Raw genomic sequence first — 26,670 nt, forward strand, 5'->3', positions numbered from 1 at the left:
GTGTGGATTTTTTTGTACTTATACTGGATTTCAAAACTTTTATAAACAGTCTTTTTCTCTGTCAAATATGAAAGGGTTTACACAATTGTTAAATTGAGAAGGAGGAATTATCATGTCAGCTTTTATGGCAGAAATTATTGGAACAATGATTTTGATCATTTTAGGAGGAGGCGTCGTTGGAGGCGTCGTACTAAATAAAACAAAAGCACAGGATTCAGGTTGGATCGTTATTACAATGGGATGGGGGCTTGCTGTTGCAATTGCTGTTTATGCAGTTGGCGGCGTCAGTGGGGCGCACATCAATCCGGCTGTAACCTTAGGTTTAGCATCTATCGGAGAGTTTCCTTGGGCTGATGTCCCAATGTATATAACAGCTCAAATGATTGGAGCCTTCATCGGTGCAGTAATCGTGTACTTTCACTATTTACCGCACTGGAGAGCAACTGAGGATCCAAACTTGAAACTGGCTGTTTTCTCAACAGATCCTGCGATCCGTCATACATTTTCAAACTTGTTAAGTGAAGTCATCGGTACATTCGTATTACTTATGGGCTTACTTGCAATTGGGGCTAACGAATTCACTGAAGGTCTTAATCCATTAATTGTCGGATTCTTAATTATTGCAATTGGTATGTCGTTAGGTGGGACAACCGGGTATGCGATTAACCCTGCCCGTGACTTAGGACCAAGAATTGCACACTTCGTATTACCGATTCCAGGAAAGAAATCATCTGATTGGGCATACTCATGGATTCCAGTAGTCGGACCTATTCTTGGAGGCGTGTTCGGCGCTCTATTTTACAAGAAGTTCTTTACAGGAACAGATTCAATTGCATTTTGGATCGTTGGGGCACTCGTGCTTGGCGTACTCGCAATTGCATATGCAACAAGTGAAAAGGACGCACCAGAAAATGTAAAAGAAAAAGTTTCAGAGTTAGGATTAACAAACCAATAATGAAATGAAATGAGAAAGGGAGAGTGGATTCATTGGAAAAATATATCTTATCACTAGACCAAGGTACGACGAGTTCAAGAGCAATCCTCTTTAACAAAGAGGGAGAAATCGTAGAAACTGCACAAAAGGAATTTACACAACACTTCCCTAAGGCTGGTTGGGTTGAACATAACGCGAGTGAAATTTGGGGCTCAATTCTAGCAGTTATCGCACAAGTTTTGTCACATTCAGATACAAAGCCTGAGCAAATTGCGGGCATCGGAATTACAAACCAAAGAGAAACGACGGTTGTATGGGACAAGAACACTGAAAAACCAATTTACAACGCAATTGTTTGGCAATCTCGCCAAACGGCTGAAATTTGTGATGAGTTGAAAGCGCAAGGCCATAGTGATACGTTCCGAGAGAAGACAGGTCTATTAGTAGATGCATACTTCTCTGGAACTAAGGTGAAGTGGATCTTAGACAATGTAGAGGGTGCTCGCGAAAAAGCAGAAGCGGGAGACCTGATGTTTGGAACAATTGATACGTGGTTAATTTGGAAGCTTTCGGGTGGAAAAGCACACGTAACGGACTATTCCAACGCATCTCGTACATTAATGTACAACATTCATGAGTTAAAGTGGGATGAAGAATTACTAGACATCTTAGGTGTTCCAGAATCCATGCTTCCAGAAGTAAGACCGTCATCTGAAATTTATGGTCAAACGGTCGCACATCATTTCTTTGGTCACTCTATTCCAATTGCTGGAGCGGCTGGTGATCAACAGGCAGCCCTATTCGGACAAGCTTGTTACGATAAAGGAATGGCCAAAAATACGTATGGTACGGGATGCTTCATGCTGATGAATACTGGAGATAAAGCTGTTTCATCTGACCATGGATTACTTACAACGATAGCATGGGGAATCGATGGCAAAGTTGAATATGCTTTAGAAGGAAGTATTTTTGTAGCAGGCTCAGCTATTCAATGGTTACGTGATGGGCTTCGTATGTTCAATGACGCCGCTGAAACAGAGAAATATGCGAAACGAGTGGAATCTACTGATGGGGTTTACGTCGTCCCTGCGTTTGTTGGTCTAGGTACACCATATTGGGATAGTGATGTGAGAGGTGCTGTGTTTGGGCTGACACGTGGAACATCGAAAGAACATTTTGTCCGAGCGACCCTTGAATCTCTTGCTTATCAAACGAAGGATGTTTTGACTGCAATGGAAGCTGATTCTGGCATTTCGTTGAAAACACTACGCGTAGATGGCGGAGCTGTTAAGAACGATTTCCTTACACAATTCCAAAGTGACGTGCTAGGTGTTCCGGTTGAACGACCAGTTGTGAATGAAACGACTGCACTCGGTGCTGCATACCTTGCAGGACTAGCTGTCGGATTCTGGTCAGGTCGTGAAGAAATCGCGAAACAATGGAAAGTTGATCATACTTTCACGGTTGAAATGAGTGAAAAGGATCGCGAGTCACTTTACGCAGGATGGAAAAAAGCGGTTAACGCAGCTATGGCTTTTAAATAAAAAACAATTATGATATGATGAAATCAAGTTAATAACTGGTTGGAGAAATGGAGAGACCGCAACGGCTTATAAGCAATTCGCTTATAGGTATCAGTTGTGGTCTCTTTTTTATGGTTAATTGTAAAAAAATGAATAGAGCGTACTAAATCTCGTACTTGTTAAAAAGGATTCATTTACACCGTTGCTTTGGGAAAGAATAAAGTATAAGCAGACGAGGTTTTCGGGTATGTAATCTATATAGGAGGAGAGTAATGATGAACGGCTCATTTTCAGGAAAAGAACGTGTAAATAAACTACAACAAATGCAAGAGGAAGAATACGACGTATTAGTCATTGGTGGAGGCATTACTGGAGCAGGTATTTCACTCGATGCTGCTTCACGAGGCATGAAAACAGGACTTGTGGAAATGCAGGATTTTGCAGCAGGTACATCTAGTCGTTCCACTAAGCTTGTCCATGGTGGCCTTCGTTATTTGAAACAATTTGAAGTGAAGATGGTTGCAGAAGTTGGGAAAGAACGTGCAATCGTATATGAAAACGGACCACACGTAACAACACCTGAATGGATGGTTTTACCGATTTATGAAAATGGTACATTCGGTAAATTCAGTACATCAATTGGATTGCGTGTATACGACTTCCTAGCAGGGGTCAAGCGGAAAGAGCGCCGTAAAATGCTCAGTGTGGATGAAACATTGAATCGAGTACCAACATTGAAAAAAGACGGCATTAAAGGTGGCGGGTATTATGTCGAGTACCGTACAGATGATGCCAGGTTAACAATAGAAGTAATGAAGAAAGCAATTGAACATGGTGTAAATGCAGCTAACTACGCAAAAGTGGAAGACTTTATCTATGAAGACGGCAAAGCGGTTGGTGCTGTGATCCGTGATGTTATAAACGGTGAAACTTACAACGTTCGTGCGAAAAAAATCGTCAATGCTGCTGGCCCATGGGTTGATAAGCTCCGTGAACAAGATAAATCTAAAAAAGGGAAAACGTTACACTTAACTAAAGGTGTTCACCTCGTCTTTGACCAAAGTAGCATGCCGCTAGATCAAGCAGTGTACTTTGACACAAAAGACGGGCGTATGGTCTTTGCGATACCGCGTGACGGCAAGACGTATGTCGGTACAACCGATACGACGTACGATGCAGACATCGCACATCCTCGAATGACGATTGAAGACCGTGACTATATTATCGATGCAATCCATTACATGTTCCCGGATGTGAATGTTACAGCGGACGATGTTGAATCTAGCTGGGCTGGACTTCGACCACTTATTCATGAAGAAGGGAAGGACCCTTCTGAGATTTCACGAAAAGATGAAATCTTCATCTCAAATTCTGGTTTAATCACGATCGCAGGCGGAAAGCTGACTGGATACCGGAAGATGGCTGAAAGCATTGTGGACTTAGTGAGAGATCAGTTGAAGGAATCTGGATTTGACGCATCATACCCAGATTGTCAGACGAAAGAGATGCGTATTTCAGGTGGAGAAGTAGGCGGCTCAGCCAAGTTCCCTGAATTTAAAAAAGAGAAGGTGCAAAAAGGTGTTGCGATAGGTCTCGATACAGACATTGCTCGACTTCTTGTACAACGGTATGGCTCTAATATCGATCGCATTTATGAATTGGTGAAGCGTTACGGGGATGCTGAAGACCTCGGATTATCTAAAGAAGTTTACGCGATGATCGAGTATGGTATTGAAGAGGAAATGGTCAGTAAGCCTGTTGATTTCTTCATTAGACGAACAGGTGCATTATTCTTCGATATTAACTGGGTAAGAGAATGGAAAAAACCAGTTGTGGATTACATGGCTACACAATTTGGTTGGACAGAAGAAGAGAAAATGCGTTACATGGCAGAGCTCGATCAATACATTCATGACGCAGTAACACCACTGGATCAAAGCAAAACTGAAAAAGCAATCTAAATAAATCGGAGAAAGGCTATCCCTAAGGATAGCCTTTTCATTTATGTGATGTGGCTTTGCAGATATTTTCGTGCAAAACTCCGATTTTATTGTACATTTCCTTTTTTTAAGGCGGAAACCGGGGATTTCCCCGGTTTTTACTTTATTAAATGAGATATTTTTTGAGTGGAATTTCAGCTTATCGATCAAAACTCCGATTTTATCGTGCAAAACTCAGGATTTATCGTGCAAAACTCCGATTTTATCGTGCAAAACTCCAATTTTATCGTGCAAAACTCCAATTTTATCGATCAAGCACCCAATTTTCATCCAATCTATTCACGTCTCACGTCTTAATGGCAGGGTCATACATCTAATGCCGCCGCCACCTTTTTCTAATTCTGTTACGTTGACTTCAATACACTTTAATTTTTTCAATTTGGGATGATCTTTGAAGATGCTTTTCCGTCTTTGTTTGCTAATTAAAATGGTTTCGGGATCGAGGTTGAGGAAATTGATATCTGCTAGTGAATCCGTCACTTTTGATGTCCAATGGGTTTCAAAGCCGTGACGCTTCAACAAATTATGAAGCATCTCATGCTTTGAAGCTTTTTCAGTCATTGTGAGGACCGGTAAGTATCGCAAATAGCATTTGGAAAGAATCATATTTTCACCAGCCAGATTTAGATTCATATCTGTATGAAGCGTATCAGAACGTCGCGGTAAGTCAATAATTGCAATCTCTGAAAACCCCGCTTTGAAAATTTCACCCTTTACTTGTTCAATACTTAGAATACTCGTACGCATCCCAACATTTATGAGCACAACATCACGGTTCAAGATCATGACGTCTCCGAATTCCAAAGCTTTTAAACCATTGTTCGCTTCCGCCTTAAATGGTTCTTCGTACCACTTTTTGAATAAACGATGAGCATGTATGTATTCAGGCTGTCTCATTGAAATGCCAGCTTCACCAGGAAGGATCGTTTCCCCGAAAACACATGCCAAATCTCGTACATATATGCGGTTCAGCAGTTGCTCGTTCATATGAAAGTCTTCTACAGAAAGGTATTTAGCGTAATTGATAACTTGAACACCAGCATCTTCAAGTGCTCGGCAAAGTCTTGCATGATTTTCTGTAGCTCTTTTCTGATTTACTGGCTTTTCCCAAAGAACATCTTCGGCTGTCTGCTGATCCCGCACATCCAAAATGGAAGGCGGGCATACGATGACAGTTTTCAACGTATCGGTCTCTGACCAGCAGCTTGGCTTTATGTTCAACATCAAATGCTTCCTCCCTTTCATAATTTACCTTGTATTAGCGTATCCAGCCAAGCCATATTCAATCCAATACATAATCGTAAAATTTCTCCGAAAACTAACCGTAAAGATTTTGTGAGAGGAGGAGGTTTGTTGAAGAAATGTGTGGACGCACCAGCTCTATCCTGGTGGCAGCTTTCACTGATTGGTGTTGGATGCATCATTGGGACAGGTTTCTTTCTCGGGTCTTCGATCGCCATTCAGAAGAGTGGTCCATCAGTATTAATCGCTTTTTTTCTTGCAGCAGTTGGTACTTACATCGTTTTTAACGCGATGGCTCGCATGACGGTTGAGTATCCAGAGCGAGGGTCATTTCGTACTTTTGCGAAAAAAGCATACGGAAAATCAGCTGGGTTTGGAGCGGGGTGGATTTTCTGGACTTCAGAAATGCTCATCATGGGTAGTCAGCTAACAGCACTGGCGATTTTTACACAAGTATGGTTTCCATCATTACCGTTATGGTTACTTGCGACTGTCTATGCCGTGATTGGTCTCACCATTATCTTGTTAGGTGTCGACGATTTTGAGCGTGTTGAAAACATATTTGGTCTTATAAAAGTTGCTGCAATCATTATGTTCATCATCATTGGAAGTTTAGCGCTCTTTGGTGTTTTAGAAGTCAAGAAAGAGAGTGTGATGGAACAGCAAGGTTTAGGTACCTATTTTGAAAAAGGAACGATCGGATTATGGACAGCGCTCATTTACGCATTTTACACTTTCGGAGGTATCGAGGTGATGGGCTTGATGGCGACTGAGCTGAAAGATAAAGGTGATGCGCCTAAGTCGGGGAAACTGATGTTGATTGCTTTAGCTGTAATGTATAAGGTTTCAATCGGGTTCGTCTTGTTACTCGTTTCCTGGAAAGAGATCAGCATAGATGAAAGTCCATTTTTGACGGCACTGAATGATTACAATTTGCCTTATATTCCGCATGTTTTCAATGGCATGCTAATTGTGGCTGGTTTTTCGACGATGGTCGCAGCGCTTTATGGGGTAACGACGATGATTGTTACCTTGTCCAAAGACGGTGATGCGCCTAAAGCTTTTTCGAAAAAAGGAAGATTGGACGTACCGGTGCCTGCTCTTGTCCTAACCGCAGGTGGACTAATTGCATCAATCGTGATCTCACTCATTTTTCCTGAAAAAATGTATGAATATATCACAACCGCTGCAGGCTTGATGCTCTTGTACACTTGGTTACTCATCCTATTATCTTTCGTTAAATTAATGAAAAAGAATATGTGGGATTGGATGAAGATAAGTTTAGGCGGCGTGCTGATTTTGCTGGCGGTGAGTGGCACGCTGTTTGATGAAACGAGCAGACCCGGTTTGTATGTGAGCCTGCTGTTCCTCATAATTATTGGGAGTACGGCGTGGTTACGTAATCTGAAGAAAAGTGATGTAGTATAACATTATTTACGTAATGACTTCAGTTTATTTTTCATATACGTATACGGGCATTTAGAGGGTGATTGCTCATCATCACTCAGAAAATACTGCTTCCATTCGTGGTTATCAGATTGACCATACCATTTCAGGTCTGGATGTATCGGGGCGTGGTCATAATCGGAGAGTCTTTTGCGAATCGCCTTCTTCATTTTACGACCAAACACCGTTGAATCATTGATTTCATCAAATACCCATCGTGGCTGAAACGCCATCATAAAACAGGGAAAGCTGCGACTTTTACGAAAAATGTGAGCAGGCGTCGCACAAAACGCAAAATAAGGTTCACCATTGAAGCAAAACTCCCACTCATGATGAGAAGGATCAGTCGGAATATTCGCGGGCCACTCTTTTTCATCGATCGCGCTCAGTCTGTTGAGGACAGACCAGAACAATGACTCGAAATCCTCTACACAATAGTCTGATATCATCTCTTGTGGCGTTTTGAAAAATACGACAAGCGAGGCATATTTTCCGGTGGTTCTTGCAGTTTCGCCGTACGCTTTTAATAAGGATGCTAATTCAGAAGGCGCATCTTCATTTCTTGGATCCGAAGTGAATCCGAATCGTAGGTTATCTGATAAGAAGCCTTGTCGACCTGGGATGCAAGGATATGTGTTTTCAGGATCTGCAATCATAGAAGCGAAATGATGAAAGGCATCCTTCTGCCACTCCTCTTGTTCGGACAGATTATGCTCAAGCCAACTTTTCGTATACAATTCAGCCATTTACGTCCCCTCCTAGCTACACAACATACTATTAGGGAACACCTAAATGGGTGAATGTCTATTTATTGGAGAGGTGGAAGGCGAGGATAATGGCAGTTATTTTATATGAACATTTGGTATGCTTGGTAGCCGAAGTAACAGCCGAATGCGATTAGGAAAAGACCTGCGACAATAGAGATGCCTGACAGGATTTGCGGTTTCAAATAACCACGAAGTCCGCTTGCAACGGAAGCCATAATAAGATCCCAAATTAAGATGCCTATAAAAATGCCAGAGCTGTAAATGAAAAGCTGGAAGCTTCCATTGGAATGAGCGGTTTTTGCGAGAACCGATCCGTAGATACCAAGCCAAAATAGGATATTCAGAGGATTAGATAATGCCATGTAAAAACCAGTGCGGAATGACTTTGTCGCGCTTTCCTGAATCGACTTCCCACTCGACATGCTCTGTTTAGAATGAACGATACTCTCAACTCCTGTATAAACGAGGACGAAGAATCCGAACAACCATAGGAATGTTTTTACAAAAGGCATGTCCAAAAATTGCGCAACGCCAAAATAGATGAGCAGCATGAATAGAAGGTCAGCCACCATCGCACCGATCCCAACGATCCATGCGTTCAAAAATCCGAATTTTATCCCCTTGTCTAACTGTGCAGCATTAATAGGACCTATCGGAGCGGATAAGGAAAGACCTAACACAATGTAACCGAAAAATATTCCCAATTTAATCACCTCATGAACTTGTCTGCTTTTTAAAATGTTTATTCAGAAGTGTGAGATTGTAACACTTTATTTGAAGGTGAAGCGCAATTTTTCGTAGTAGAAAGGTACCGAGTTCCACAAGTAGGAGCAAAAGTTCCACAAGCAGGAGCAAAAGTTCCACAAGTAGGAGCAAAAGTTCCACAAGCAGGAGCAGATGTTCTACAAGCAGGAGCAAAAGTTCCCCAAGCAACACCGAAGGTTCCCCAAGCAAGAGAATAAACCCTCCAAGAAACTGATCATTTGTCCACATTTTACATTCTTCCAAGTCCTCTTGTGCGCATCACTATTCCTGATTGTCCAGGTAACCAATTAGCGGGTATGCCTTCACCTGTTTTCTCCGCGTATTGAAGGCCTTGGAGTAATCGGAGAATTTCAAATACATTTCGACCGACTGTAAGGGGATTCACTAGCTTTGAGACGATTACCCCTTCTGGATTGATCAAAACTGTCGCACGGTAAGCAGCTCCAACACTTTCATTTAATACACGATAACTTCGACAAATCTCTTGTGTACGATCACTTACAAGTGGGTACTGAACGACTGCGGCTTTAGGGGACACTTCGGTAAAAACTTTATGGGCGTAAACACTGTCAGTACTGATTGCGAGCACTTCTGCATTTAAGCCTTTAAACTGTGGATAAAGGGCAGCGACCGCTGCGAGTTCGGTCGGTCAGACGAAGGTGAAATCACTCCCATAAAAGAAGAGGATCACCCACTTTCCTTTGTAACCTTCTAATGAGAGATCGACAATCTTTTTTTCGGGGTTAATATATGCTTGTGCAGAAAAGTTAGGTGCAAGATCTCCAGGCTGAGCACAAAAAGGCTGTACACAGGCATCATTTGCACCCGGATATTGATCGTGTCTCATATCGATCACCTCACTTATTGTTATAGAGAAATACTTTATAAAAAGAGCACCTACATCTAAGGTACTATTGGTAAATATATCTTTTGATGAATTGGTAACATGAAAGAAGTTTGCCATAATGGAAGATAACGAATCCTACATTTAGGTAGGAGCCGTCCGCCGGAATTGGTTAGTGGATCCCCATTAGACCAGTTTCGGCTTTCTTCGTTTTCAAGGAATTCTTTATTAATTTTAAGTTTCAAGGTAAAATAAAATTATTAACAGAAAATTTCGATAGAAGGGTGGTGGGATGAAATGGGACAGGACATTCAGTTGTTTAAAAAGGAACGCTACGCGAATTTATATTTACTTCTCATTTCGATTATAGGATGGGTGTCAATCGGTATTTCTAGCTTATACTTGGATACGCCAGAGAATTCCATTGTTTTATTATTATTCGTGCTATTTCTTTTCATAACTGAATTCTTCCCGATGGCGGTTTGGAAAGGACATAGTTCACTTAGCTTTCCACTCGTATTTACCATCTACCTTGTCTATGGATTATCTTGGGTTGTCGTGACTTATGGATTCGTCGTTTTTGCAGTTAACTATTTTCAAAGGCGACCGTTACGCATTTTGTTCTTCAATCCAGCCCTATTAGTCCTCAGCTTCATCATTGGGGAAACCGTTTCCCGCTGGCTGATCGGGGACAATTATTTATCAGGTACTCTCATTGCTATGGTTCTGATCACGGTTCTGTTTTATATCTTCAACAATATACTCGTGGATATTGTTTTGATTCTCCGTCCACAATCGTATACGAAGAAAATATGGGTGAAGAAGTTCAAGTCGGAGTTAATCAGCTTTCTCATTGCAATCATATATATCGGAATCATGTTTTACCTAGGAAAACAAAATCGTGGTGTAATCGATGTATTCTCATATTTCTTCTTCTTCTCACCACTTGTCGGGCTTGCCTTACTCAGCTCGATCATTGCAAGACTACAAACGGAGCGTAATCGTTTAAATGCTTTATTTGATATATCGACTGATCTGAATCGCGGTTTACCGTCAAACGAGTGGGTTGATTCCATCCGTTCTAGCTTAAATCAATTTGTCGATGCAGATGCGAGTATTTTATGGGTCAAAGAAAACGGGCAGTGGAAGGTCCATTTTCATAATGGACAAGTAAATGAACATGCTTGTAATAGTGTTGATGAGCTTCGGCAGCTTGATGAAATTAACGAACTCACTATCGTTCATGATCGAAAAAAGCATCCACACTACTCAGCGTCTTATTTTAATAAAGGACTAAAATCAATTATTTTTGCACCGATTATGCTAGAGGATCATTTGCTTGGAATGTTTACCATTGCGAAAAGCCGTAGTAATAGCTTCAGTACTGAAGAAATACAGTCGATTGCTACGCTTGCAAATCAGCTTGCTGTTGTCATCAAAACGAGGACACTCATTTCCGAACAGGAAAAGCGAACGGTGCTAGAAGAACGCAACCGTATTGCGAGAGAAATTCATGACGGGGTTGCTCAATCTTTAGCGGGAGCAGTTATGAAGCTCGAAACAGCAGATCGGAAGTTTCATCAAAAACCACCTGAAGCTCATCGTCTCGTTACAGATAGTCTTGGTAAGCTCCGACTAAGTTTGAAAGAAATTCGGGAATCTATTTATGCGCTTCGTCCTTATGAGACAGAGCGAGTAGGTTTGAAGCAGGCAGTATTGAAGCGAATTGATGTAATCAAAAAGGAAACAGGACTGAATATTCATTTTGAAGAACGCGGCAAATCTGTTTATTTAAGCCCGATGGTAGAAAAAGTGATGTACGACATTTTTCAAGAAAGTGTTCAAAATATTATTAAACATGCACAAGCAACTAAGATAGAAGTACTTCTCAGTTATCAAAAAGAACACGTCTTACTGAAGGTAGCTGACAATGGTATTGGGTTTTCACTACTCGATGCTATGATCAAAGCGAAAAACGATCCACACTTTGGGATTCTTAGTATGAACGAACAAGCAGAGAAAATTGAAGCGGTGTTACAAATCGATAGTAAAGAAGGTAAAGGTTCGGAAATAAATTTACACGTTCCGAAGCTAGGTATGGAAGGGGGAATGAGCGATGATCAACGTCATGCTAGTGGATGATCATGCAGTACTAAGGGATGGATTGTCGAATATCTTTGAAATGGAAGATGACATTAATGTTGTGGGTGAAGCTGTTAGTGGAAATGAAGCGCTAGAATCTATAGCGGAAATCAATCCAGATGTCGTATTACTTGATATCAATTTACCCGATAAAAATGGGGTAGAGCTGACGTCCATACTGAAGAAGGATTACCCAGATGTTAAAGTGCTCATCTTAACGATGCATAGCCACGATGAGTATTTCATGGCTGCCATTCGGGAAGGGGCGGATGGTTACTTGCTGAAGGATGCACCATCTATACAAGTAGTTGAAGCGATCCGAACGGTTGCAAAAGGTGAATCAGTCATTGACCCATCACTTACGAAAAAGTTACTCGGTTTCTACAACCAAAAGAATGACCCAACGGATAAGAATGAATTGACCGACCGAGAAAAAGAAGTGCTTCTCTGTCTCGTTGAAGGCCTAAGCAATAAAGAAATTGGAGAAAAGCTGTATATAAGTGACAAGACCGTTAAGATTCATGTGAGTAAAATCTTTCGGAAGATTAACGTGAAAAGCCGATCTCAAGCGGTTATCTACGCCGTGCAAAATCAGCTCGTACCGTTGCCGTAATCATATAAGAGGAAAGCACCCATCTGATTTTAGATGGGTGTTTTTTTGTGGATAATATATTCATTACACACTTATAATTGAATACTACTTTTTCTCATGCTGTATAACTTTTGTACGACCCCGAATAGTGCAAATGAAAAAAAGAATAAGCCATTCGCGTAATAGTCAAATGAACATCGTCAGAGGATAATAGAAGTATAGAATTTTTATACTATTCTGACGGGGAGGATACATGATCATGAGGAAAGTCTTTTCAGTATTGCTCGCGATTGCAATCGTATTTCCACTATTATTCACACAGGTGCCAAATGCGAATGCGCAATCCGGAGCAACGATAGACCCATTACTTACGGAGAAATTAGCAAATACAACAGGTGCAGTTCAGGTCATCGTCACCTTTGAAGGTGATGGAAAACCGACTGCAGAACAGCTGGACATCTTAGAGGCAGCAGGAGTAAACACGGGAATTACAATGAATGCTTTACCGATCGCGGGAGTCCTAGCGACGAAAGCACAAGTCGATGCATTAGCTTCAAATTCTGAAATCCGTTCACTTTATTTGAATGAAAAAGTGAAGTACTACAACGCGGACGCAACAGAAATAACGGGCGTTGATAAAGCTAGAATCGACGCAAAAATGACGAAGGAAAACGGTGGCATGCCTGTATCAGGTAAAGGTGTCGGTGTCGTCGTGAACGATAGTGGAGTAGATGGAACGCACAAGGACCATCAATTACGCAAAAACCTCGTGCAAAATGTTCTAGGAAGCACGAACCTTAACAGCATTGTCTCAGGTGTCATTCCAATTACGTACACAGAAGATGTGCCGAATACCGATACGAACTCTGGACACGGTACGCACGTTGCCGGAACAGTTGGTGGAACAGGCGCAATGTCAGGTGGAAAATATGAAGGAGCTGCACCAGGAGCTGACCTAATCGGTTATGGAACAGGTGGTGCATTGTTCGTCCTTGATGGAATCGGTGGTTTTGACTACGCAATTTCACACCAAGAGAAATACAACATCGGATTAATCACGAACTCTTGGGGATCTTCTGGCGGGTTTGATCCAGATCACCCAGTCAATGTTGCAAGTAAAGAAGCATACGACAGAGGGATTACGGTACTTTTTGCAGCAGGAAATGAAGGCCCTGGTGAAGATACGCACAACCCTTACTCAAAAGCACCTTGGGTCATTTCAGTAGCAGCAGGGGTGAAGGATGGATCGCTCGCAGATTTCTCATCTCGTGGTACAAAAGGTGTTGGTGGAACATTTACAGTAGACGGTGAAGAATGGACGTGGGTAGACCAGCCAACAATTACTGCACCTGGTGTAGATATCATCTCAACTCGCGTCATTGCACCCGTATCTTCTTTAGCATTAGCAGATGATGCAGAACAGATTGAATCAGCGCATCTACCGTATTACACATTAATGAGCGGAACGTCGATGGCAACACCGCACGTTGCTGGTATCGTTGCATTGATGCTTGAAGCAAATCAGAATTTGACGCCAGATGAGATTAAGACAATTTTACAAGATACAGCGACAAACATGCCTGGATATGAAGCTTGGGAAGTTGGCGCAGGCTATGTCAATGCATATAACGCAGTGGATCAAGCAATGTTCGGAACAGAATACGGAAAGACGACGAACATGAATCAAGACTTTAATAGTTCTGCAGATTCAGAGATTGAACGCGAGGAATTTTCGGTTGACTATAATCCTGCAACACTTGTATCAGATAATCAGCACGAGTTCACAGTCGAAGAAGGATTAACGAGCTTAGTAGCTAAAGTAAACGGAAAAGGAATACTAGAAGAAACAGGTAACCCGATTAACTTGGTGCTCATCTCACCAGATGGAACGGAGTACAGCTCAGGAATCAGCCTACTATTTACACTTTACACAGATCGTACAGTTTCGGTTAACGCACCGATGGCTGGAACGTGGAAAGCGGAAATCAGAGGGATTCGCGGAGCTGAAGAAAACCCAGTTGGATCAGGAACACCTGAGAATGTAAAAGGAACACTCACGTACAAATCAGTTAGCGGTTTTACGGGACTTAATGATATAGAAGGACACCCCGCAGCAGCCGCAATCAAAACGAGTGTAAATGAAAGATTAGTAGATGGATTAGCTAATGGTTCATATCTGCCAGATGCTAACTTACTAAGAAAAGAAATGGCAAAATACTTGGTGATGGGAGCAGAAATCCGACAACAGCTTCCAGCTGAAAGTACGATATCAGATGTAAACGTTGCTGATCAGCCATTTGTTGAAGCAGTTGTTGCAAAAGGTGCAGCACTCAAGGGTGGATCTTATGAAACGAACGGTGTTATGAAAGCAACGTCTAGTTCTTTCAATCCGAATGGAACAGTTTCAAAAGCTGAGGTCGCTTACTCACTTGTCCAAAGCTTAGGTTTACAAGAACAAGCGGAAGGTCATGAAGGAGATGTCACTGTACAGTATGGTGATGAGCGCTTAATGATCGAGGATGCTTCAGATATCCCAGCAGAGTTGAAAGGCTATGTTCAACTAGCTTTGGATTTGAATATCTTGAACGCAAAGTTTAACGTCACGCAAAGACCTTACGATCATGAACCAACCGTACACGCAACGTTCGCACCGAACGAAACTGTAAAACGCGGTGACTTTGCAGTTGCAATCTCCCGCTACTTCAATGCGTACCATCAATAATTGTAAAACTCAGCCCAAAACAATTGGGCTGAGTTTTTAATTTGAAGGTAAGATTGCAGTAGAGTTTGACTTCAAATAATTATTTTGAATGAGAGTAACATACGATTTTTTATTCTGAAGGCTGAATACCTGTATAGCTTTCTGAAAGGATTCCTGTGCAAGAGATAAATGATTCAGCTTATGATAGTTCCGTCCGACCTGGAAATAAAGTTCACCAATTAAGTAGAAACTTTCATTTTCTATACATGATTGGATTCCTTCTTTTGCAATACTAATTGATTCATTATATTTTTCTAAGTTGGTTAATGCGTTTGAATAGTTATAACATAGTCGTGAAAACACTTTTTTTTCATTTTTAAAGGGAAGGCGTTTATATTGAATGAGTGCCTTTTGAAACGTTTCATCTGCTAAATTGTATTGCTCCGTTTCTAAATATATAATACCTATGCTATTCAGAATTTCTAGTTCACGTTCTATATAATAATCTTTGCTATGATTGGTCATTTCTAGAGAATTATTTAGTAGTTCAATAGCCCTTTTGGCATCATTATTTACATGATAAATACATATCCCTTCATGCCATCTCAGCAATTGTTTCATTGCTAAATTGTTCTGGAACAATGGGTTATTCTTTTCTGAACGAATCATCCGTTGTAAATTTACATAGTCTTTTTTTCTTACGGCGTTTCGTAGAAAATAGAAAAAATCATCTATGTATTCGTAATTATTACTTTCACTACTTTCAAAGAAATAATCAATCTTCACACCTAATTTCTTTGAAATATGATATAAAGTATTTGCTAGAGGAGCGGTCTGGTTGTTTTCAATCTTACTAATCTCAGCTTGTGTGCAGATACCTTTACATAACTCCTTTTGAGAGATTCCCATAGTCTTCCGCAATTTTCTTACCTCTTCACCCACCATAATGAAATCCATCGACTTCCCCCCTAAAACAATATTCATATAATTATATATTGTACCAAAATTTAACGAAAAATTACAAAAATTACGGAAAATACCTGTCAAAATGGTTTGAAAGAGAAATGTACCTATTACCTAATACCTGTATAATCAATTTAACATCAATTACTTAAGGCTATTTAGTATAGGAGGTGTATATATATGATTAAGAAACTCATGACAAATGTAACGGTTGCGTTAATGGTCGTTGCTTTTTCTACTGGTTCTTTAGATGGCATTGAAGAAATAAAAGTAGAAAAATCTGTTGAGGTAGATATACTTTCTGATGAGAAATTACCACCAGAGCACTAAATGCATGTAATAGTTTGTTTACGTAATAAACCTTACAATACATAAAAGGCAACTGCTAAATAACATAATTTTTGCCTTTATGATAAAGGTGGTAAATGTTGTGGCGGAAAATAATAAATCTTTAACTCCAGAAGCATTTAAGGTAAATGAAAATGGTAAAGTTATAGTTAACGATGCTCGATTGATTGATTTGATTAGAGCGAGTGTCGATGAAGCCAATACAGGCAAAAGAGGGATTGCGCCTGATCTTTCAATAAAGCCTTAAATTTTTTATTATTTCTTCATTAAATGTCTAAGTGTAACCTCGGAATCGTTCCGGGGTTTTTTACTTTCTGTTTGGTGTATCTAAACAACTATTGAATTTCAAAATATTCTTATAATTATTATTAGCATAGAAAATAGGAGGAAACCAGATGTTACATAGGTGAGGGTCTTGTATAGAACTATAGACCCAAAAAATATATTTTTGCACTGACATGTATAATCAATTCAAGAGATTAGAGATAAGTCTATATGGGAAGGTGAATATTTTTGAGAGTAGCGCTGATAAACATGCCGTTTGGATCGATATACAGACCTTCAATAGGTTTAAGTTTACTTAAGTCTGGATTAGAAAATAATGACATTGATTGTGATATTCATTATCTGAATCTGAAATTTGCTGACATGGTTTCACCAGAATTATATAATGCCATTTCTGAAGGTCATACATTTTCAAGTAATGCGTTAGCGGGTGAAATGGTTTTCTCTAAATCGTTATTCGGGAAAGACACACTAGATTCTTATATCAAAGAAGCAAAAGTGAAGTTAGGCAACCCGAGTGAAGATTTTGAGATTATCTATGAGATACAATCACATGTTGAATCCTTCATGGAAGCTTGCTTAACAGAAATTGATTGGAGTAAGTATTCAGTAATTGGGTTTACAAGTGTCTTTGAACAGAATGTAGCTTCAATAAGCTTCGCGAAAAGACTGAAAGAAAAGTACCCAGAGAAATTCATTATTTTTGGTGGAGCGAACTGTGAAGAAACAATGGGAACAGAGTTAATTCGTCAGTTTTCATTTATCGATGCGATATGTTCTGGAGAAGGTGATGATTCATTTGTAACTTTCATTTCGGAATGGAAAACGAAAAATAACATTCCAAATGTAGGTGGGATATTGTTACAAGATGGACTCGAAGATAAAAAAGAGAGAGAAACCCCTAGATCTAAATCAATAGTCAACCTTGATAACTTACCATACCCTGATTATTCAGATTATTTTGAACAATTTGTCGAGTGCCATTACGGAGATCAGGTGGAAAATTCACGTTTTCTTTTTGAATCCTCTAGAGGATGTTGGTGGGGACAAAAGCACCACTGTGTATTTTGCGGTCTTAATGGCACAAATATGAACTTCCGAAGCAAGTCGGCAGATAGAGCGTTGGAAGAGCTTATGTACTTGAGTAATAAATATAAAGACTATACCACAAAGGCTTCCGCAGTAGATAACATCATAGACATGGCTTATTTCAAAAGCTTATTGCCAGAACTGAAAGAAAAAGGGCTCGATTTGGATATGTTTTATGAAACCAAAGCAAATTTGAAAAAAAGTCAAATCGAACTTTTCAGAGATGCAAACTTTAGAACGATCCAACCCGGCATTGAGAGTCTTCAAACTTCTGTCCTTAAGCTTATGAATAAAGGTGTCACTATGCTACAAAATATCCAACTTTTGAAATGGTCCAAAGAATTTGGTGTCCTACCGATATGGAATATTCTATATGGTTTCCCGAAAGAAGACCCTGAAGAATATCAACGTTTGCCTGAATTGGTTAATAAAATTACACATTTGACACCTCCAGGGAGTGTTGCTCAAATACGGCTTGATCGGTTTAGTCCATATTTTAACAATTATAAGGAGAACGGACTCACTTCTGTACGAGCCATGTGGCCCTATAAGCATATTTACAGTGGGATAGAGGAAAATTCAGTTGATAGAATTGCCTATCATTTTGACTATGATTATTCAGAACCACGTGATCCACTGGCTTATACCAGCGATTTGCGTAAAGCAGTATCTTCATGGCGGGAGTTTCATTCCAACAGCGATTTATTTTTTGTTGATAAGGAAAATGGCTTGATCGTTGTGGATATGAGAGATTCAGAGAATATTGAAATCACCGTTTTGAAAGATGAGGAACGTTTGTTGTTCATGTCATTAGATGCGGCTAAAAGTCTATCAAATGCTCATAAAGAGGTTCAAAAAGCAGGGTACGACATTTCCTTAGAGGAAGCTTCTTCCATTGTGGAAGGATTTATCCAAAAATCATTAGTATTAGAGGAAGATGGAAGGTTCATAAGTTTGGCTCTAAATACCTCCATTTATAGTCCGAAAAAAGCATCTCTTATCCGTCTTTCTGAATGGAATAAGAAAAAAACAGAAAAAACAGCCGTATACGCTTAAAATTGAAAGGAGGTGAATGATTATGTCAGAGAAGAAAGTGAGCTTAACGCCGGATGTGTTCAAGGTCAATGAAAATGGTGAAGTAGTTATCAGCGATTCTCAGTTGGTAGATCAAATTGAAAAAGCTACCGATGAGATGGCTGCTGGAGAACAAGGTATTAAAGTATCGGTATCCGTGAGTGTTTAAGAAAAATCTATTGATAAATTCAGGGGGGGTCACTGATTGGCTCCCTAAATCTTTTAATTCATCAAGCATCATAGAGGAGGGATACTTTGTATTACGAATATATTTCTAAAGCGATGCTTGAAAACTGTATGAAAGTGATCGTTAGAAGGACTAAACAATCTAGAAATTTATCTGTTGGTATGTATGTAAATCATGGATCGAAAGATGAAAACAACAAAAATAACGGAATTTCCCATTTCATTGAACATATGGCATTTAGCCACGAGAATATGAATCCCAATGCAAAGAAGATGGTAGGGAATTTACTGGACAGTGGAGCGTTATATGAAGCATTCACTGGAAAAGAGATGACAAGGTGTTGTATTACGTCACAGAGAAAATACCTACCTGATATCATAAAAACATTATCTGAGATAGTGAAGCTTCACAACCTTCCTGATGAGAGAATTCAACATGAAAGAGCAATCATACTACAGGAGGCGGAAACCTATTTTGCTTCTTCAAAAGTCAAAACCGAACTTGCAGAACGTGCACTATGGGGTGAGCGATCTTTAGGTTTATTTGTCATCGGAAACCAAGATAATATTTCTCGATTTACAAAGGAAGAAATAGAAAGCCGATTTAGACAATTTTATTCACCTAGTAACACCATGATTGTTATCCAAGGTGATGTCGATCCAGACGAAACAATCGGGCAGATTGCAGAAGCGTTTGATTTTTGGAAAAGTGAAGCAGTCAGTAACCCGTCACCATTGCTTGAGGTTTCTCCAAGTGTATTAGGAATAGGAAATGCCAATAGAGTCAATTTGACTGCGACATTTGTAGGACCTTCATTTCGATCGAGAAAAAGACATGCGATGGCTTTGCTCTCAGACATTTTGGGAGAAGGATTGAAATCACGGTTATTTGTAGAACTTAGAGAAAAAAGAGAGCTAGTCTATTCGGTATATTCGTATGCACTGAGTTACGGTCTTGGTGGATACATGGCAATTGATTTCAATTGTTCCAAAGAGTCACTCGAAGAAAGTTTTAAGGTTGTAATGAACATCATCGATGATATTCAAAACAACGGTGTCACAGATGAGGAAATCGAACGTGCACGTGCTTCGCGTATTACCTCGACATTACAGATCCCTAATGATGCAGTCAGACATTTGAATACAACAGGTCGCTATGCATTATATAACAAAGATTTTTTCGTAGATACTGAAGTTTTTGATTTAATGAGCGTAACCAAGGAAGAAGTTAGAGAGATTGCTAGGGAAATGTGTGATCAGTCTAATATGGCTTTGTCTGCACTTGGCACAGATTCTGAGTCACTGGTAACTCTACTTTAAAAAAGAGGTGGTAATATGACAAAACCAGCTGAATACATAGCTAATGCTGATAGCAATTTCCTGGATACGATCTTACATGAGGGCGGTATGGAAGTATTGAGCCTTCTATCAGTTTCTTCTCTTACAGCAACAGAAGTTTCAAGGCAAGTTAAAGTTCCGTTAGCAAAAGTAAACTATATCCTAAAAATCTTAGAAAAAAACAACCTAGTTTATGTAGGGAGTAAAAGATATAAAGAAGATTTCGTGGAGTCAGCGTATAAAGCAGATGTAAACTCATTTGGAATTAAATTAAGTAATCAAAATTCCAATGAGGTTGAAAAAATAAGATTAATCTCTTATATGATTGAAGAAGTACGAAATGGAATGCTTAACGCAGTATCTGGGAAAGCGCCGGCTGAATTTTCAATTGTAAAAGCCAGAATACCGAAAGAAAAATTAAAGGAATATATCCAAGGTTTGAATGACCTGAAAGATGATATTGACTCGAACCAGGAAAGTGATGATGATCCTTACACATTTGCCGTATCATTGTTCCCCGATATCAAAAAGGATGGAGTGAATTAAATAATGTTATCATTCCTACAACCTTCAAGTATGGAAAATGATCAAATTTATAAACTCAGTATAAGATATTTTTCTAAAAAGCTCGAAACAGTCTTAAGGAAATTTGAAAAATCAGGAAGTATACCTCCTGATATTGCATCAAATATAAAAGATGCATTATACAATCCTGATTTTATAAGAGATGTGTACCATCCAGGGCTGAATTATTTCATAAGTTTGATGAAAACATTTTCTACCGAAGAATTCCTCAATAAAATTAATGGTTCCAACTTGACTGAGAAATTCATGAATTATTTAATTGTACCCTGCGCAAAGCATGGGGTGACACTTCGAAGCAAAATCGAGTGTAACGGTGACGGGATAATAGATATTCCTAGTTTAAATTACAAAATTAAGTTAGCAGATCGTGTACCAAATTGCTCAGTGATAACCTCTAAAAATAAGGTAACATTTTTGATAGATGGTGTGAGTATGGGGAGCATTCGTATAGAATATGATTCTAATATACAGGTTGAACTAACAGATGCAAAGGATATTAGCTTAATTCGTAAATCTTGTGACACTACCGGAGTTATTAACTTCGAGCTGACAGATTCGACTATCAGTCAATACCTTGCAGAGAATTCGGAATTACTTAATATTAGAAAAAAGGATTTGGAAGATAATCAATTCCGAAGCATTGAGTTTACGACGAATGATCATGCCTTCTATAATACTTGTTTAAATTCAATTCGAGATATTTGGCCCGAATATTATTTGGAGATAGAAGGCCACATAAAATTGATTGCAATTATGGATACGAATGCATTTGGGGGGTTCACCTCAGGTGTATTGCCTGATGCTATCTTCCTATCACATAACCCCTATGATTACTTGTGGGTAACTGAAAACATTATCCATGAATGTGCCCACTCAAGGTTGGATCAACTTTTTGTCATTGATCCGATCATCTTGAACGATGATGACGAAAGATACAAGTCTCCTTGGCGGGAAGATCCACGACCACTAAAAGGCGTGTTACATGGTGCCTATGCTTTTGCAAGAGTAGCAATTTGGTTGGAAAAGCTTCACCACTTCTACCCTGTTGATGAAGTTTTGAATAGGCTGGATGTTGTGAAACAACAATTGAGCGAAGCAATAGAGGTAATAGAGAAAAATGGATATCTAAGTCCGATAGGTGAACATTTATTTAAGGAGATATCATCTGTTGTAAAGCCTTTATCATACACTTAATTCGATGTAGAAATATCTTCAGAAGCCCAATGATAATTTAGGAGTTTAATATCTCAGTCTGATGTAATAAGTAAATTGCAGCAATCATTTGATTGATGACTTTACAGGGTGATTGAGTATCTACTTGGAAAAATAATTGAGATGGAGGGGAAACATGTCTGAATCATCAGCAGAAGCTAAGATCATTACGGAAAGTGAAGAACAAAAGGATAGTTTCAAGAACCTGATCGCAATTAAAGATTATCGTTTATTGATTGCTGGCCAGTTTGTTTCTGCATTGGGAGATGGGGTATATGCCCTATCACTTATTTGGGCTATGAAAATATTGACTGGATCAGCTTTGCTTATGTCATTTGTATTGGCTGCCGAAGTGGTTCCAACGATACTATTTGGTATCATATCTGGGGTACTTGTTGATAGAGGAAACCAAAAAATGTATATGCTTCTAGCAGATATTTTCAGAGGTATAGTGGTAGTCACCCTTGTACTTCTATTCTGGTTCAATATGCTCAACCCTTGGATGCTGATTGCAGCAGCAGTATTGGTATCTTCGTTCGATGCATTTTTCTTGCCTGCTAAGACAGTGGCCATCAAAACGATTGTACCTGATCATTTAATGACTCGTGCTCAAAGTGTATCTGCTACCATCCAAACCGTTGTAGGTTTAGCAGCTCCTGCACTTGCCGGTGTATTGTTGTTATATAGCCTTTCAACTGCATTCCTTTTCAATGCTGCGACTTTCTTTATTTCGTTCCTTTTCATTCTGTTTATAAAAAACAAAGCTTTGTCAGAAAAATCAACAGAAAAATTGAATTTAAAAATATTCGGTAAAGATCTCAAAACCGGGTTTAAAACAATTGTAAAAGTGCCGATTTTAAGAGGAATGATTATATATTTAGTACTAATCAATTTCATGTTGGCGCCAATTGCTATATTATTTCCGTTATTCGTAGACAATGTGTCCCAGCTTGCGATTGTAGAAATTGCATTTTTCATTGGTATTCTCGTTGGATCAATTTCAATCAACTTTATGAATAAATTCCCCAAAATTGTACCTATGGTCACAGGGTTAATTCTCATGTTAGGTGCATTTGGCGCATTAGCATTTACAAATAACTTTATCATTATTACAGCTTTAGTAGCTATTGCAGGGATTGGTAGCCCATTAGTAAGCATCGCATTGCAATCATTGTTTATGGTGAAGGTACCTAGGGAAGTATTAGGAAGATCTCAAAGTACGATGAGGGTGTTATTGGAATCAAGTAAACCAATCTCACTCCTGTTAACAGGTGCATTACTGGTACATTTCAGCATCAGTTCATTCTTCCTCGGAATCGCCATCTTCGGTGGTATCGTCGTTCTTATGATGATCTTGAATCCTGTCATTAGAAAAGCAGAGTAATAGGTCACCTATACAAACGTTCTATGTATCTACATAGAACGTTTTCTTTATGCTTTATTGAAGGAAATTAATGATTGAGTTCACCAAGTTAATTTGAAATAATTTGTATTAAGAGAATGAGAAGAAATGTGCTGAAGATTGTGGGGGAGATAAATTGAAATTTCTTGTTGTTATTCCGCTTATTCTTTTTGGGGCTTTTTTGTTTGGACTAACAATTGACAGCCTTGGAGATATTGGAAACTTAATATTGAAATTACTAGGTGGAGTTTGTCTATTTGTTGCAATATTAATTGGTAGAAAGAAGAAATAGCACATCATAAATAAATGTTATTTAAGGAGATTGGTATGTTCGTTGGTCGAATTTTGTTTTTATTAGGTATAGTATTTGTTTTATTTAGTATCGTTATGTTAATTTTGGTTCCTTTTTCAAATGGTGGAGGTGGTTATACTATGCCATTATTTGGATTGCTTAATGGATTTATTGCCATAGGAGTCGGTGAGATGGTCATCGATTTGAATCATAGAAGAGTCTCGAATCCAGAAACTAAATAGTTTTATCATTTTACATGGTTTATGCGAGGGGATTAAGGAGGGGAAATATTTACTGGGAGACGTTGCCAAACTGGGTTTGGGTAATCTATTACACGGTTTTAGTTGTAACGTTCGTAGCTGCAATATTTAGTATGACTATTAAAAAGCACATGATCGTTTTTTCCTTTGTAGTAATTTTGAACACAATTACATTACCGATTGCAGGCTTAATGAATAGTATGGGGCGAGGAAAAGGAATGAATGAACTAGAATTTTTTATTATTCAGTTACAAAAAGGTTCATTTTGGTCCATTTCTATAGTAATTGGGTATTTGTTTTTATTAGTATGGTGGGTTTTATTCATTAAAAAGCATACGAGTTTGGAGGTTTAAATTGAATTTTTTCACAGGTGTAAGTTTAGTAACCTTAATTGCAATATATCTATGGATTAGTCAGTACTATTTAAAAAGACACCTTGGTATACAGAACAAATGGCGTTGGTTACTTTCAGAGGATAGAAATAAGCTCGCTGTTATGATTGATGTTATTATATTAGTCTTATTCATCTTTACATATATGTTTTTCAATTTTGAGGAAAATCATTATTCAACAATGGTAAGAGTTAGCCCGATGTTTATGTTGTTTTTCCTTCAAAATATTAATCAAGGCATTGAAAAATTTCTTGTACACCGATCTGATCAATCATATTACCATAATTGGTTAGGAGCATTTGTCATACTAGTCACATTCATTATTATGTTTATAGGAGAACAACAGTAAGGAAATATCTATCCTATGTTTAATTTTGTGGAGGAGAATATACACACATCACAAGGGAAGATGAACATGATTCCTTTATAATGAGTAATGATACGAAAAAGGCACGCTCACTGAATGCGAACGTGCCTTTTTTCATTCTTCTTATTTAATATATGATTCTGTTTGATCTATCCATTCTTCAATATATGATAAAACCGGTTTTAGACTGTTTGCTTCAAATGGAGAGGAAATATGGGCTTGTTTTATTAGATCATTAAATGGAAGCTTACCTCCATTTCGACACATCTCCAAATAGTTCACCCATGTTTCCTTTGGACTCTCTTGATTGTTTTTCCATAGCTGGACTGCACAAAAGTGTGCGAGATCATAGTCCATAAAATAAAATGGGGTAGTAAACAAATGACCTATTTCATAAAATTTTGTTCCACTTTCTAAAAATTCATTTCCATCATAATCTCGTTCTGGAAGATATTTATGTTCTAGTTCTCTCCACTTAGTTTTCCTTTGATTGACTGAAACATCTGGATGATCATATAGGTAGTGTTCGAATTCATCTACAGCACTTGCAAAAGGCATATACATAAAAGGAGTAATCAACTGCTCATACTGGTAACGTTTTGAATCCTCACCAAAGAAAGACTCAAACCATGGCCATGCAAGACGCTCCATTCCAAATGAAAATATTTCTGCAGAGTCGTATGGGATAATATATTCAGGTATATTCCAGTGTCGTGACATAGTAAATTGAAAAGCATGTCCGGTTTCATGTGTTAGAATGCGTACGTCATTTGCTGTTCCCTGTAAATTAGCAAACAGATAGGGGTGTTTATTATAACTGATGTATGTAGCAAAGTTCCCACCCATTTTATTCGTTCGTGAACTTAGATCCATTAAATTGTTGGCTATCAGTTCATTGTAAAAAGCTTTTGTCTCTGGCGATTGTTCAGTAAGGAACTTTCTATAATGATTTAATACATCTTGATGAGAGTCAGTAATAGTTCGGGATCCGTTCTCGAATAAATATCCTTCATCATAGTATTTTAGTTTTTCAACACCAATTCGATTTTTTTGAGATTCACGTAGTTTAGATACAAATGGAACACCATAATTTTTAACTTGGTTGCGATAAATGGATAAATCCGATGAAGTATGTCCAGTTCGATTCATTCTTTTGTAACCTAATTGTATAAAGGAGGAATATCCTAACTTAGTTGCAATTTTGTTTCTTGTACAAACAAGTTCATGTAATATTTCATCAAATTGGCTTTCATTATCTTTGAAAAACTTATATTTTGCTTCATGCGCTTTTTTACGTGTGAGTTTATCTGAGGAGTTTAGATATGGAGTGATGGTTGAAAGACTTAATTCTTTATTAGAGAAGCTGATTACTGCCTCTCCTAGAAGAGCGTGGTACTCCATAATGAGCTGGCTTTCTTTTTTTAGATCATCTTCAATAGCTTTAGAGTATGTATCATGCTTTAATTCTGCAAGTTGAAAAATTTGTTTACCCCATTGTTCTTCTAGATAATTTCTATAAGTGGCATTAAGAATGGAATTATAGTATTGCCCCACTAAAGTTTGATAACGAGGCTCTATCTTACTAAGAATCGAGAACTCCTCTTTGAACATTCCATCATTCATATCTCGAAAATGTTGAAGTCTTACATAGTTATAGGTAGTTTCAAAAATAAAACGTTGGTCGTTAATTTTACGGAACCACTCAGACTGCTCCTTGTAATTACTAGCTTTCTCAAATCGATTTAACAAATAATTAAACTCATTTTCATACTTTTCCATATTGATACCGATATATTTCTCAATAATTTCTCCCATATTCGTCCAATCCCTTCAGTGTGATTACATATATTGTAATGTATATTACCCTTTAAAGTAAATATAATTATTTTGAAGCGTAATAATTCTAATGGTGGGTTTTGGC

The 26,670-nt window shown here is 38.6% G+C and carries 24 protein-coding genes; 18 read left to right on the forward strand and 6 right to left on the reverse strand.

The annotated features are described in order from the left end of the window. The first annotated feature begins 112 nt into the window (after positions 1–112). The 3 genes from L2716_RS01755 (at position 113) to L2716_RS01765 (ending at position 4,418) form a co-directional block, all read left to right on the forward strand. Complete coding sequence (locus L2716_RS01755) at positions 113–955, forward strand: MIP/aquaporin family protein (protein ID WP_236331139.1); 843 nt, start codon at positions 113–115, stop codon at positions 953–955. Positions 956–987: 32 nt separating this feature from the next. After that, positions 988–2,478: a glycerol kinase GlpK gene (glpK, locus tag L2716_RS01760; RefSeq protein WP_236331142.1), complete on the forward strand. Its 1,491-nt coding sequence runs from the start codon at positions 988–990 to the stop codon at positions 2,476–2,478. 254 nt (positions 2,479–2,732) lie between these two features. Further along, the gene (locus L2716_RS01765; RefSeq protein ID WP_329610124.1) at positions 2,733–4,418 is read left to right on the forward strand and encodes a glycerol-3-phosphate dehydrogenase/oxidase; all 1,686 of its coding nucleotides are present in this window, start codon (positions 2,733–2,735) and stop codon (positions 4,416–4,418) included. A gap of 318 nt (positions 4,419–4,736) precedes the next feature. Here the strand turns inward: L2716_RS01765 and L2716_RS01770 are convergent, their stop codons facing one another. Then, on the reverse strand, positions 4,737–5,681 hold the full coding sequence (locus L2716_RS01770; RefSeq protein WP_236331148.1) for an arginine deiminase family protein: 945 nt from the start codon (positions 5,679–5,681) through the stop codon (positions 4,737–4,739). Between the two features lie 129 nt (positions 5,682–5,810). On the opposite strand from L2716_RS01770, the gene L2716_RS01775 reads away from it, so the two are divergent. Beyond that, positions 5,811–7,127: an amino acid permease gene (locus L2716_RS01775; protein WP_236331151.1), complete on the forward strand. Its 1,317-nt coding sequence runs from the start codon at positions 5,811–5,813 to the stop codon at positions 7,125–7,127. A gap of 2 nt (positions 7,128–7,129) precedes the next feature. Here the strand turns inward: L2716_RS01775 and L2716_RS01780 are convergent, their stop codons facing one another. From L2716_RS01780 to L2716_RS01790, 3 genes are all read right to left on the reverse strand, one after another. Next, a complete protein-coding gene (locus L2716_RS01780; protein ID WP_236331153.1) occupies positions 7,130–7,891 on the reverse strand; it encodes a YqcI/YcgG family protein in 762 nt (253 codons plus the stop codon). A 101-nt stretch (positions 7,892–7,992) separates the two neighbouring features. Further along, a complete protein-coding gene (locus tag L2716_RS01785) occupies positions 7,993–8,616 on the reverse strand; it encodes a LysE family transporter (RefSeq protein ID WP_236331157.1) in 624 nt (207 codons plus the stop codon). A 290-nt stretch (positions 8,617–8,906) separates the two neighbouring features. Further along, positions 8,907–9,524, reverse strand: coding sequence for a peroxiredoxin (locus L2716_RS01790; protein ID WP_236331160.1), 618 nt, complete (start codon positions 9,522–9,524; stop codon positions 8,907–8,909). Between the two features lie 294 nt (positions 9,525–9,818). Here L2716_RS01790 and L2716_RS01795 point away from each other — a divergent pair, with 294 nt between their 5' ends. From L2716_RS01795 to L2716_RS01805, 3 genes are all read left to right on the forward strand, one after another. Further along, positions 9,819–11,663 (forward strand): GAF domain-containing sensor histidine kinase, encoded by a 1,845-nt coding sequence (locus L2716_RS01795; RefSeq protein WP_236331164.1) that lies wholly within the window; start codon positions 9,819–9,821, stop codon positions 11,661–11,663. After that, positions 11,638–12,276 carry a response regulator gene (locus L2716_RS01800; RefSeq protein WP_236331167.1) on the forward strand — a complete coding sequence of 213 codons (639 nt, stop codon included), beginning with the start codon at positions 11,638–11,640 and terminating at the stop codon, positions 12,274–12,276. Before L2716_RS01795 ends, L2716_RS01800 begins: the two co-directional genes overlap by 26 nt. 238 nt (positions 12,277–12,514) lie before the next feature. After that, a complete protein-coding gene (locus L2716_RS01805) occupies positions 12,515–14,977 on the forward strand; it encodes a S8 family serine peptidase (RefSeq protein ID WP_236331170.1) in 2,463 nt (820 codons plus the stop codon). A 36-nt stretch (positions 14,978–15,013) separates the two neighbouring features. Here the strand turns inward: L2716_RS01805 and L2716_RS01810 are convergent, their stop codons facing one another. After that, positions 15,014–15,913: a helix-turn-helix domain-containing protein gene (locus L2716_RS01810; protein WP_236331174.1), complete on the reverse strand. Its 900-nt coding sequence runs from the start codon at positions 15,911–15,913 to the stop codon at positions 15,014–15,016. 186 nt (positions 15,914–16,099) lie between these two features. Between L2716_RS01810 and L2716_RS01815 the strand changes: the two genes are divergently transcribed. From L2716_RS01815 to L2716_RS01865, 11 genes are all read left to right on the forward strand, one after another. After that, positions 16,100–16,249 (forward strand): hypothetical protein, encoded by a 150-nt coding sequence (locus L2716_RS01815; RefSeq protein WP_236331177.1) that lies wholly within the window; start codon positions 16,100–16,102, stop codon positions 16,247–16,249. A gap of 100 nt (positions 16,250–16,349) precedes the next feature. Then, the gene (locus tag L2716_RS01820) at positions 16,350–16,514 is read left to right on the forward strand and encodes a hypothetical protein (RefSeq protein WP_236331180.1); all 165 of its coding nucleotides are present in this window, start codon (positions 16,350–16,352) and stop codon (positions 16,512–16,514) included. 266 nt (positions 16,515–16,780) lie between these two features. Further along, positions 16,781–18,697, forward strand: a complete 1,917-nt coding sequence (locus L2716_RS01825) for a RiPP maturation radical SAM C-methyltransferase (RefSeq protein WP_236331181.1) — start codon at positions 16,781–16,783, stop codon at positions 18,695–18,697. Positions 18,698–18,719: 22 nt separating this feature from the next. Continuing rightward, positions 18,720–18,884, forward strand: coding sequence for a hypothetical protein (locus tag L2716_RS01830; protein ID WP_236331184.1), 165 nt, complete (start codon positions 18,720–18,722; stop codon positions 18,882–18,884). Positions 18,885–18,970: 86 nt separating this feature from the next. Then, complete coding sequence (locus L2716_RS01835; protein WP_236331187.1) at positions 18,971–20,221, forward strand: M16 family metallopeptidase; 1,251 nt, start codon at positions 18,971–18,973, stop codon at positions 20,219–20,221. Between the two features lie 15 nt (positions 20,222–20,236). Continuing rightward, the gene (locus L2716_RS01840) at positions 20,237–20,785 is read left to right on the forward strand and encodes a hypothetical protein (protein WP_236331192.1); all 549 of its coding nucleotides are present in this window, start codon (positions 20,237–20,239) and stop codon (positions 20,783–20,785) included. A gap of 30 nt (positions 20,786–20,815) precedes the next feature. Further along, positions 20,816–22,018: an aKG-HExxH-type peptide beta-hydroxylase gene (locus L2716_RS01845; protein ID WP_236331195.1), complete on the forward strand. Its 1,203-nt coding sequence runs from the start codon at positions 20,816–20,818 to the stop codon at positions 22,016–22,018. 154 nt (positions 22,019–22,172) lie between these two features. Further along, the gene (locus L2716_RS01850) at positions 22,173–23,420 is read left to right on the forward strand and encodes an MFS transporter (RefSeq protein ID WP_236331198.1); all 1,248 of its coding nucleotides are present in this window, start codon (positions 22,173–22,175) and stop codon (positions 23,418–23,420) included. Between the two features lie 154 nt (positions 23,421–23,574). Continuing rightward, on the forward strand, positions 23,575–23,730 hold the full coding sequence (locus tag L2716_RS01855) for a serine kinase (protein WP_236331201.1): 156 nt from the start codon (positions 23,575–23,577) through the stop codon (positions 23,728–23,730). A 304-nt stretch (positions 23,731–24,034) separates the two neighbouring features. Beyond that, positions 24,035–24,343, forward strand: coding sequence for a hypothetical protein (locus tag L2716_RS01860; protein ID WP_236331205.1), 309 nt, complete (start codon positions 24,035–24,037; stop codon positions 24,341–24,343). A gap of 1 nt (position 24,344) precedes the next feature. Continuing rightward, a complete protein-coding gene (locus tag L2716_RS01865; protein WP_236331208.1) occupies positions 24,345–24,731 on the forward strand; it encodes a DUF4181 domain-containing protein in 387 nt (128 codons plus the stop codon). 141 nt (positions 24,732–24,872) lie between these two features. Here the strand turns inward: L2716_RS01865 and L2716_RS01870 are convergent, their stop codons facing one another. Beyond that, on the reverse strand, positions 24,873–26,564 hold the full coding sequence (locus L2716_RS01870) for a M3 family oligoendopeptidase (protein ID WP_236331211.1): 1,692 nt from the start codon (positions 26,562–26,564) through the stop codon (positions 24,873–24,875). Positions 26,565–26,670: the final 106 nt, after the last annotated feature.

Origin of the sequence: Pseudalkalibacillus berkeleyi (assembly GCF_021608225.1) — a bacterium.
Taxonomy (GTDB): domain Bacteria; phylum Bacillota; class Bacilli; order Bacillales; family Fictibacillaceae; genus Pseudalkalibacillus; species Pseudalkalibacillus berkeleyi.

Excerpts from the sequence above, each read along its gene's own strand:
- L2716_RS01800 (WP_236331167.1), top strand. The coding sequence starts at position 11,638 with ATGATCAACGTCATGCTAGTGGATGATCATGCAGTACTAAGGGATGGA.
- L2716_RS01845 (WP_236331195.1), top strand. The coding sequence starts at position 20,816 with ATGGAAAATGATCAAATTTATAAACTCAGTATAAGATATTTTTCTAAA.
- L2716_RS01765 (WP_329610124.1), top strand. The coding sequence starts at position 2,733 with ATGAACGGCTCATTTTCAGGAAAAGAACGTGTAAATAAACTACAACAA.
- L2716_RS01755 (WP_236331139.1), top strand. The coding sequence starts at position 113 with ATGTCAGCTTTTATGGCAGAAATTATTGGAACAATGATTTTGATCATT.
- L2716_RS01840 (WP_236331192.1), top strand. The coding sequence starts at position 20,237 with ATGACAAAACCAGCTGAATACATAGCTAATGCTGATAGCAATTTCCTG.
- L2716_RS01810 (WP_236331174.1), bottom strand. The coding sequence starts at position 15,913 with ATGGATTTCATTATGGTGGGTGAAGAGGTAAGAAAATTGCGGAAGACT.
- L2716_RS01815 (WP_236331177.1), top strand. The coding sequence starts at position 16,100 with ATGATTAAGAAACTCATGACAAATGTAACGGTTGCGTTAATGGTCGTT.
- L2716_RS01870 (WP_236331211.1), bottom strand. The coding sequence starts at position 26,564 with ATGGGAGAAATTATTGAGAAATATATCGGTATCAATATGGAAAAGTAT.
- L2716_RS01830 (WP_236331184.1), top strand. The coding sequence starts at position 18,720 with ATGTCAGAGAAGAAAGTGAGCTTAACGCCGGATGTGTTCAAGGTCAAT.
- L2716_RS01780 (WP_236331153.1), bottom strand. The coding sequence starts at position 7,891 with ATGGCTGAATTGTATACGAAAAGTTGGCTTGAGCATAATCTGTCCGAA.
- L2716_RS01805 (WP_236331170.1), top strand. The coding sequence starts at position 12,515 with ATGAGGAAAGTCTTTTCAGTATTGCTCGCGATTGCAATCGTATTTCCA.
- L2716_RS01850 (WP_236331198.1), top strand. The coding sequence starts at position 22,173 with ATGTCTGAATCATCAGCAGAAGCTAAGATCATTACGGAAAGTGAAGAA.
- L2716_RS01770 (WP_236331148.1), bottom strand. The coding sequence starts at position 5,681 with ATGTTGAACATAAAGCCAAGCTGCTGGTCAGAGACCGATACGTTGAAA.
- L2716_RS01795 (WP_236331164.1), top strand. The coding sequence starts at position 9,819 with ATGGGACAGGACATTCAGTTGTTTAAAAAGGAACGCTACGCGAATTTA.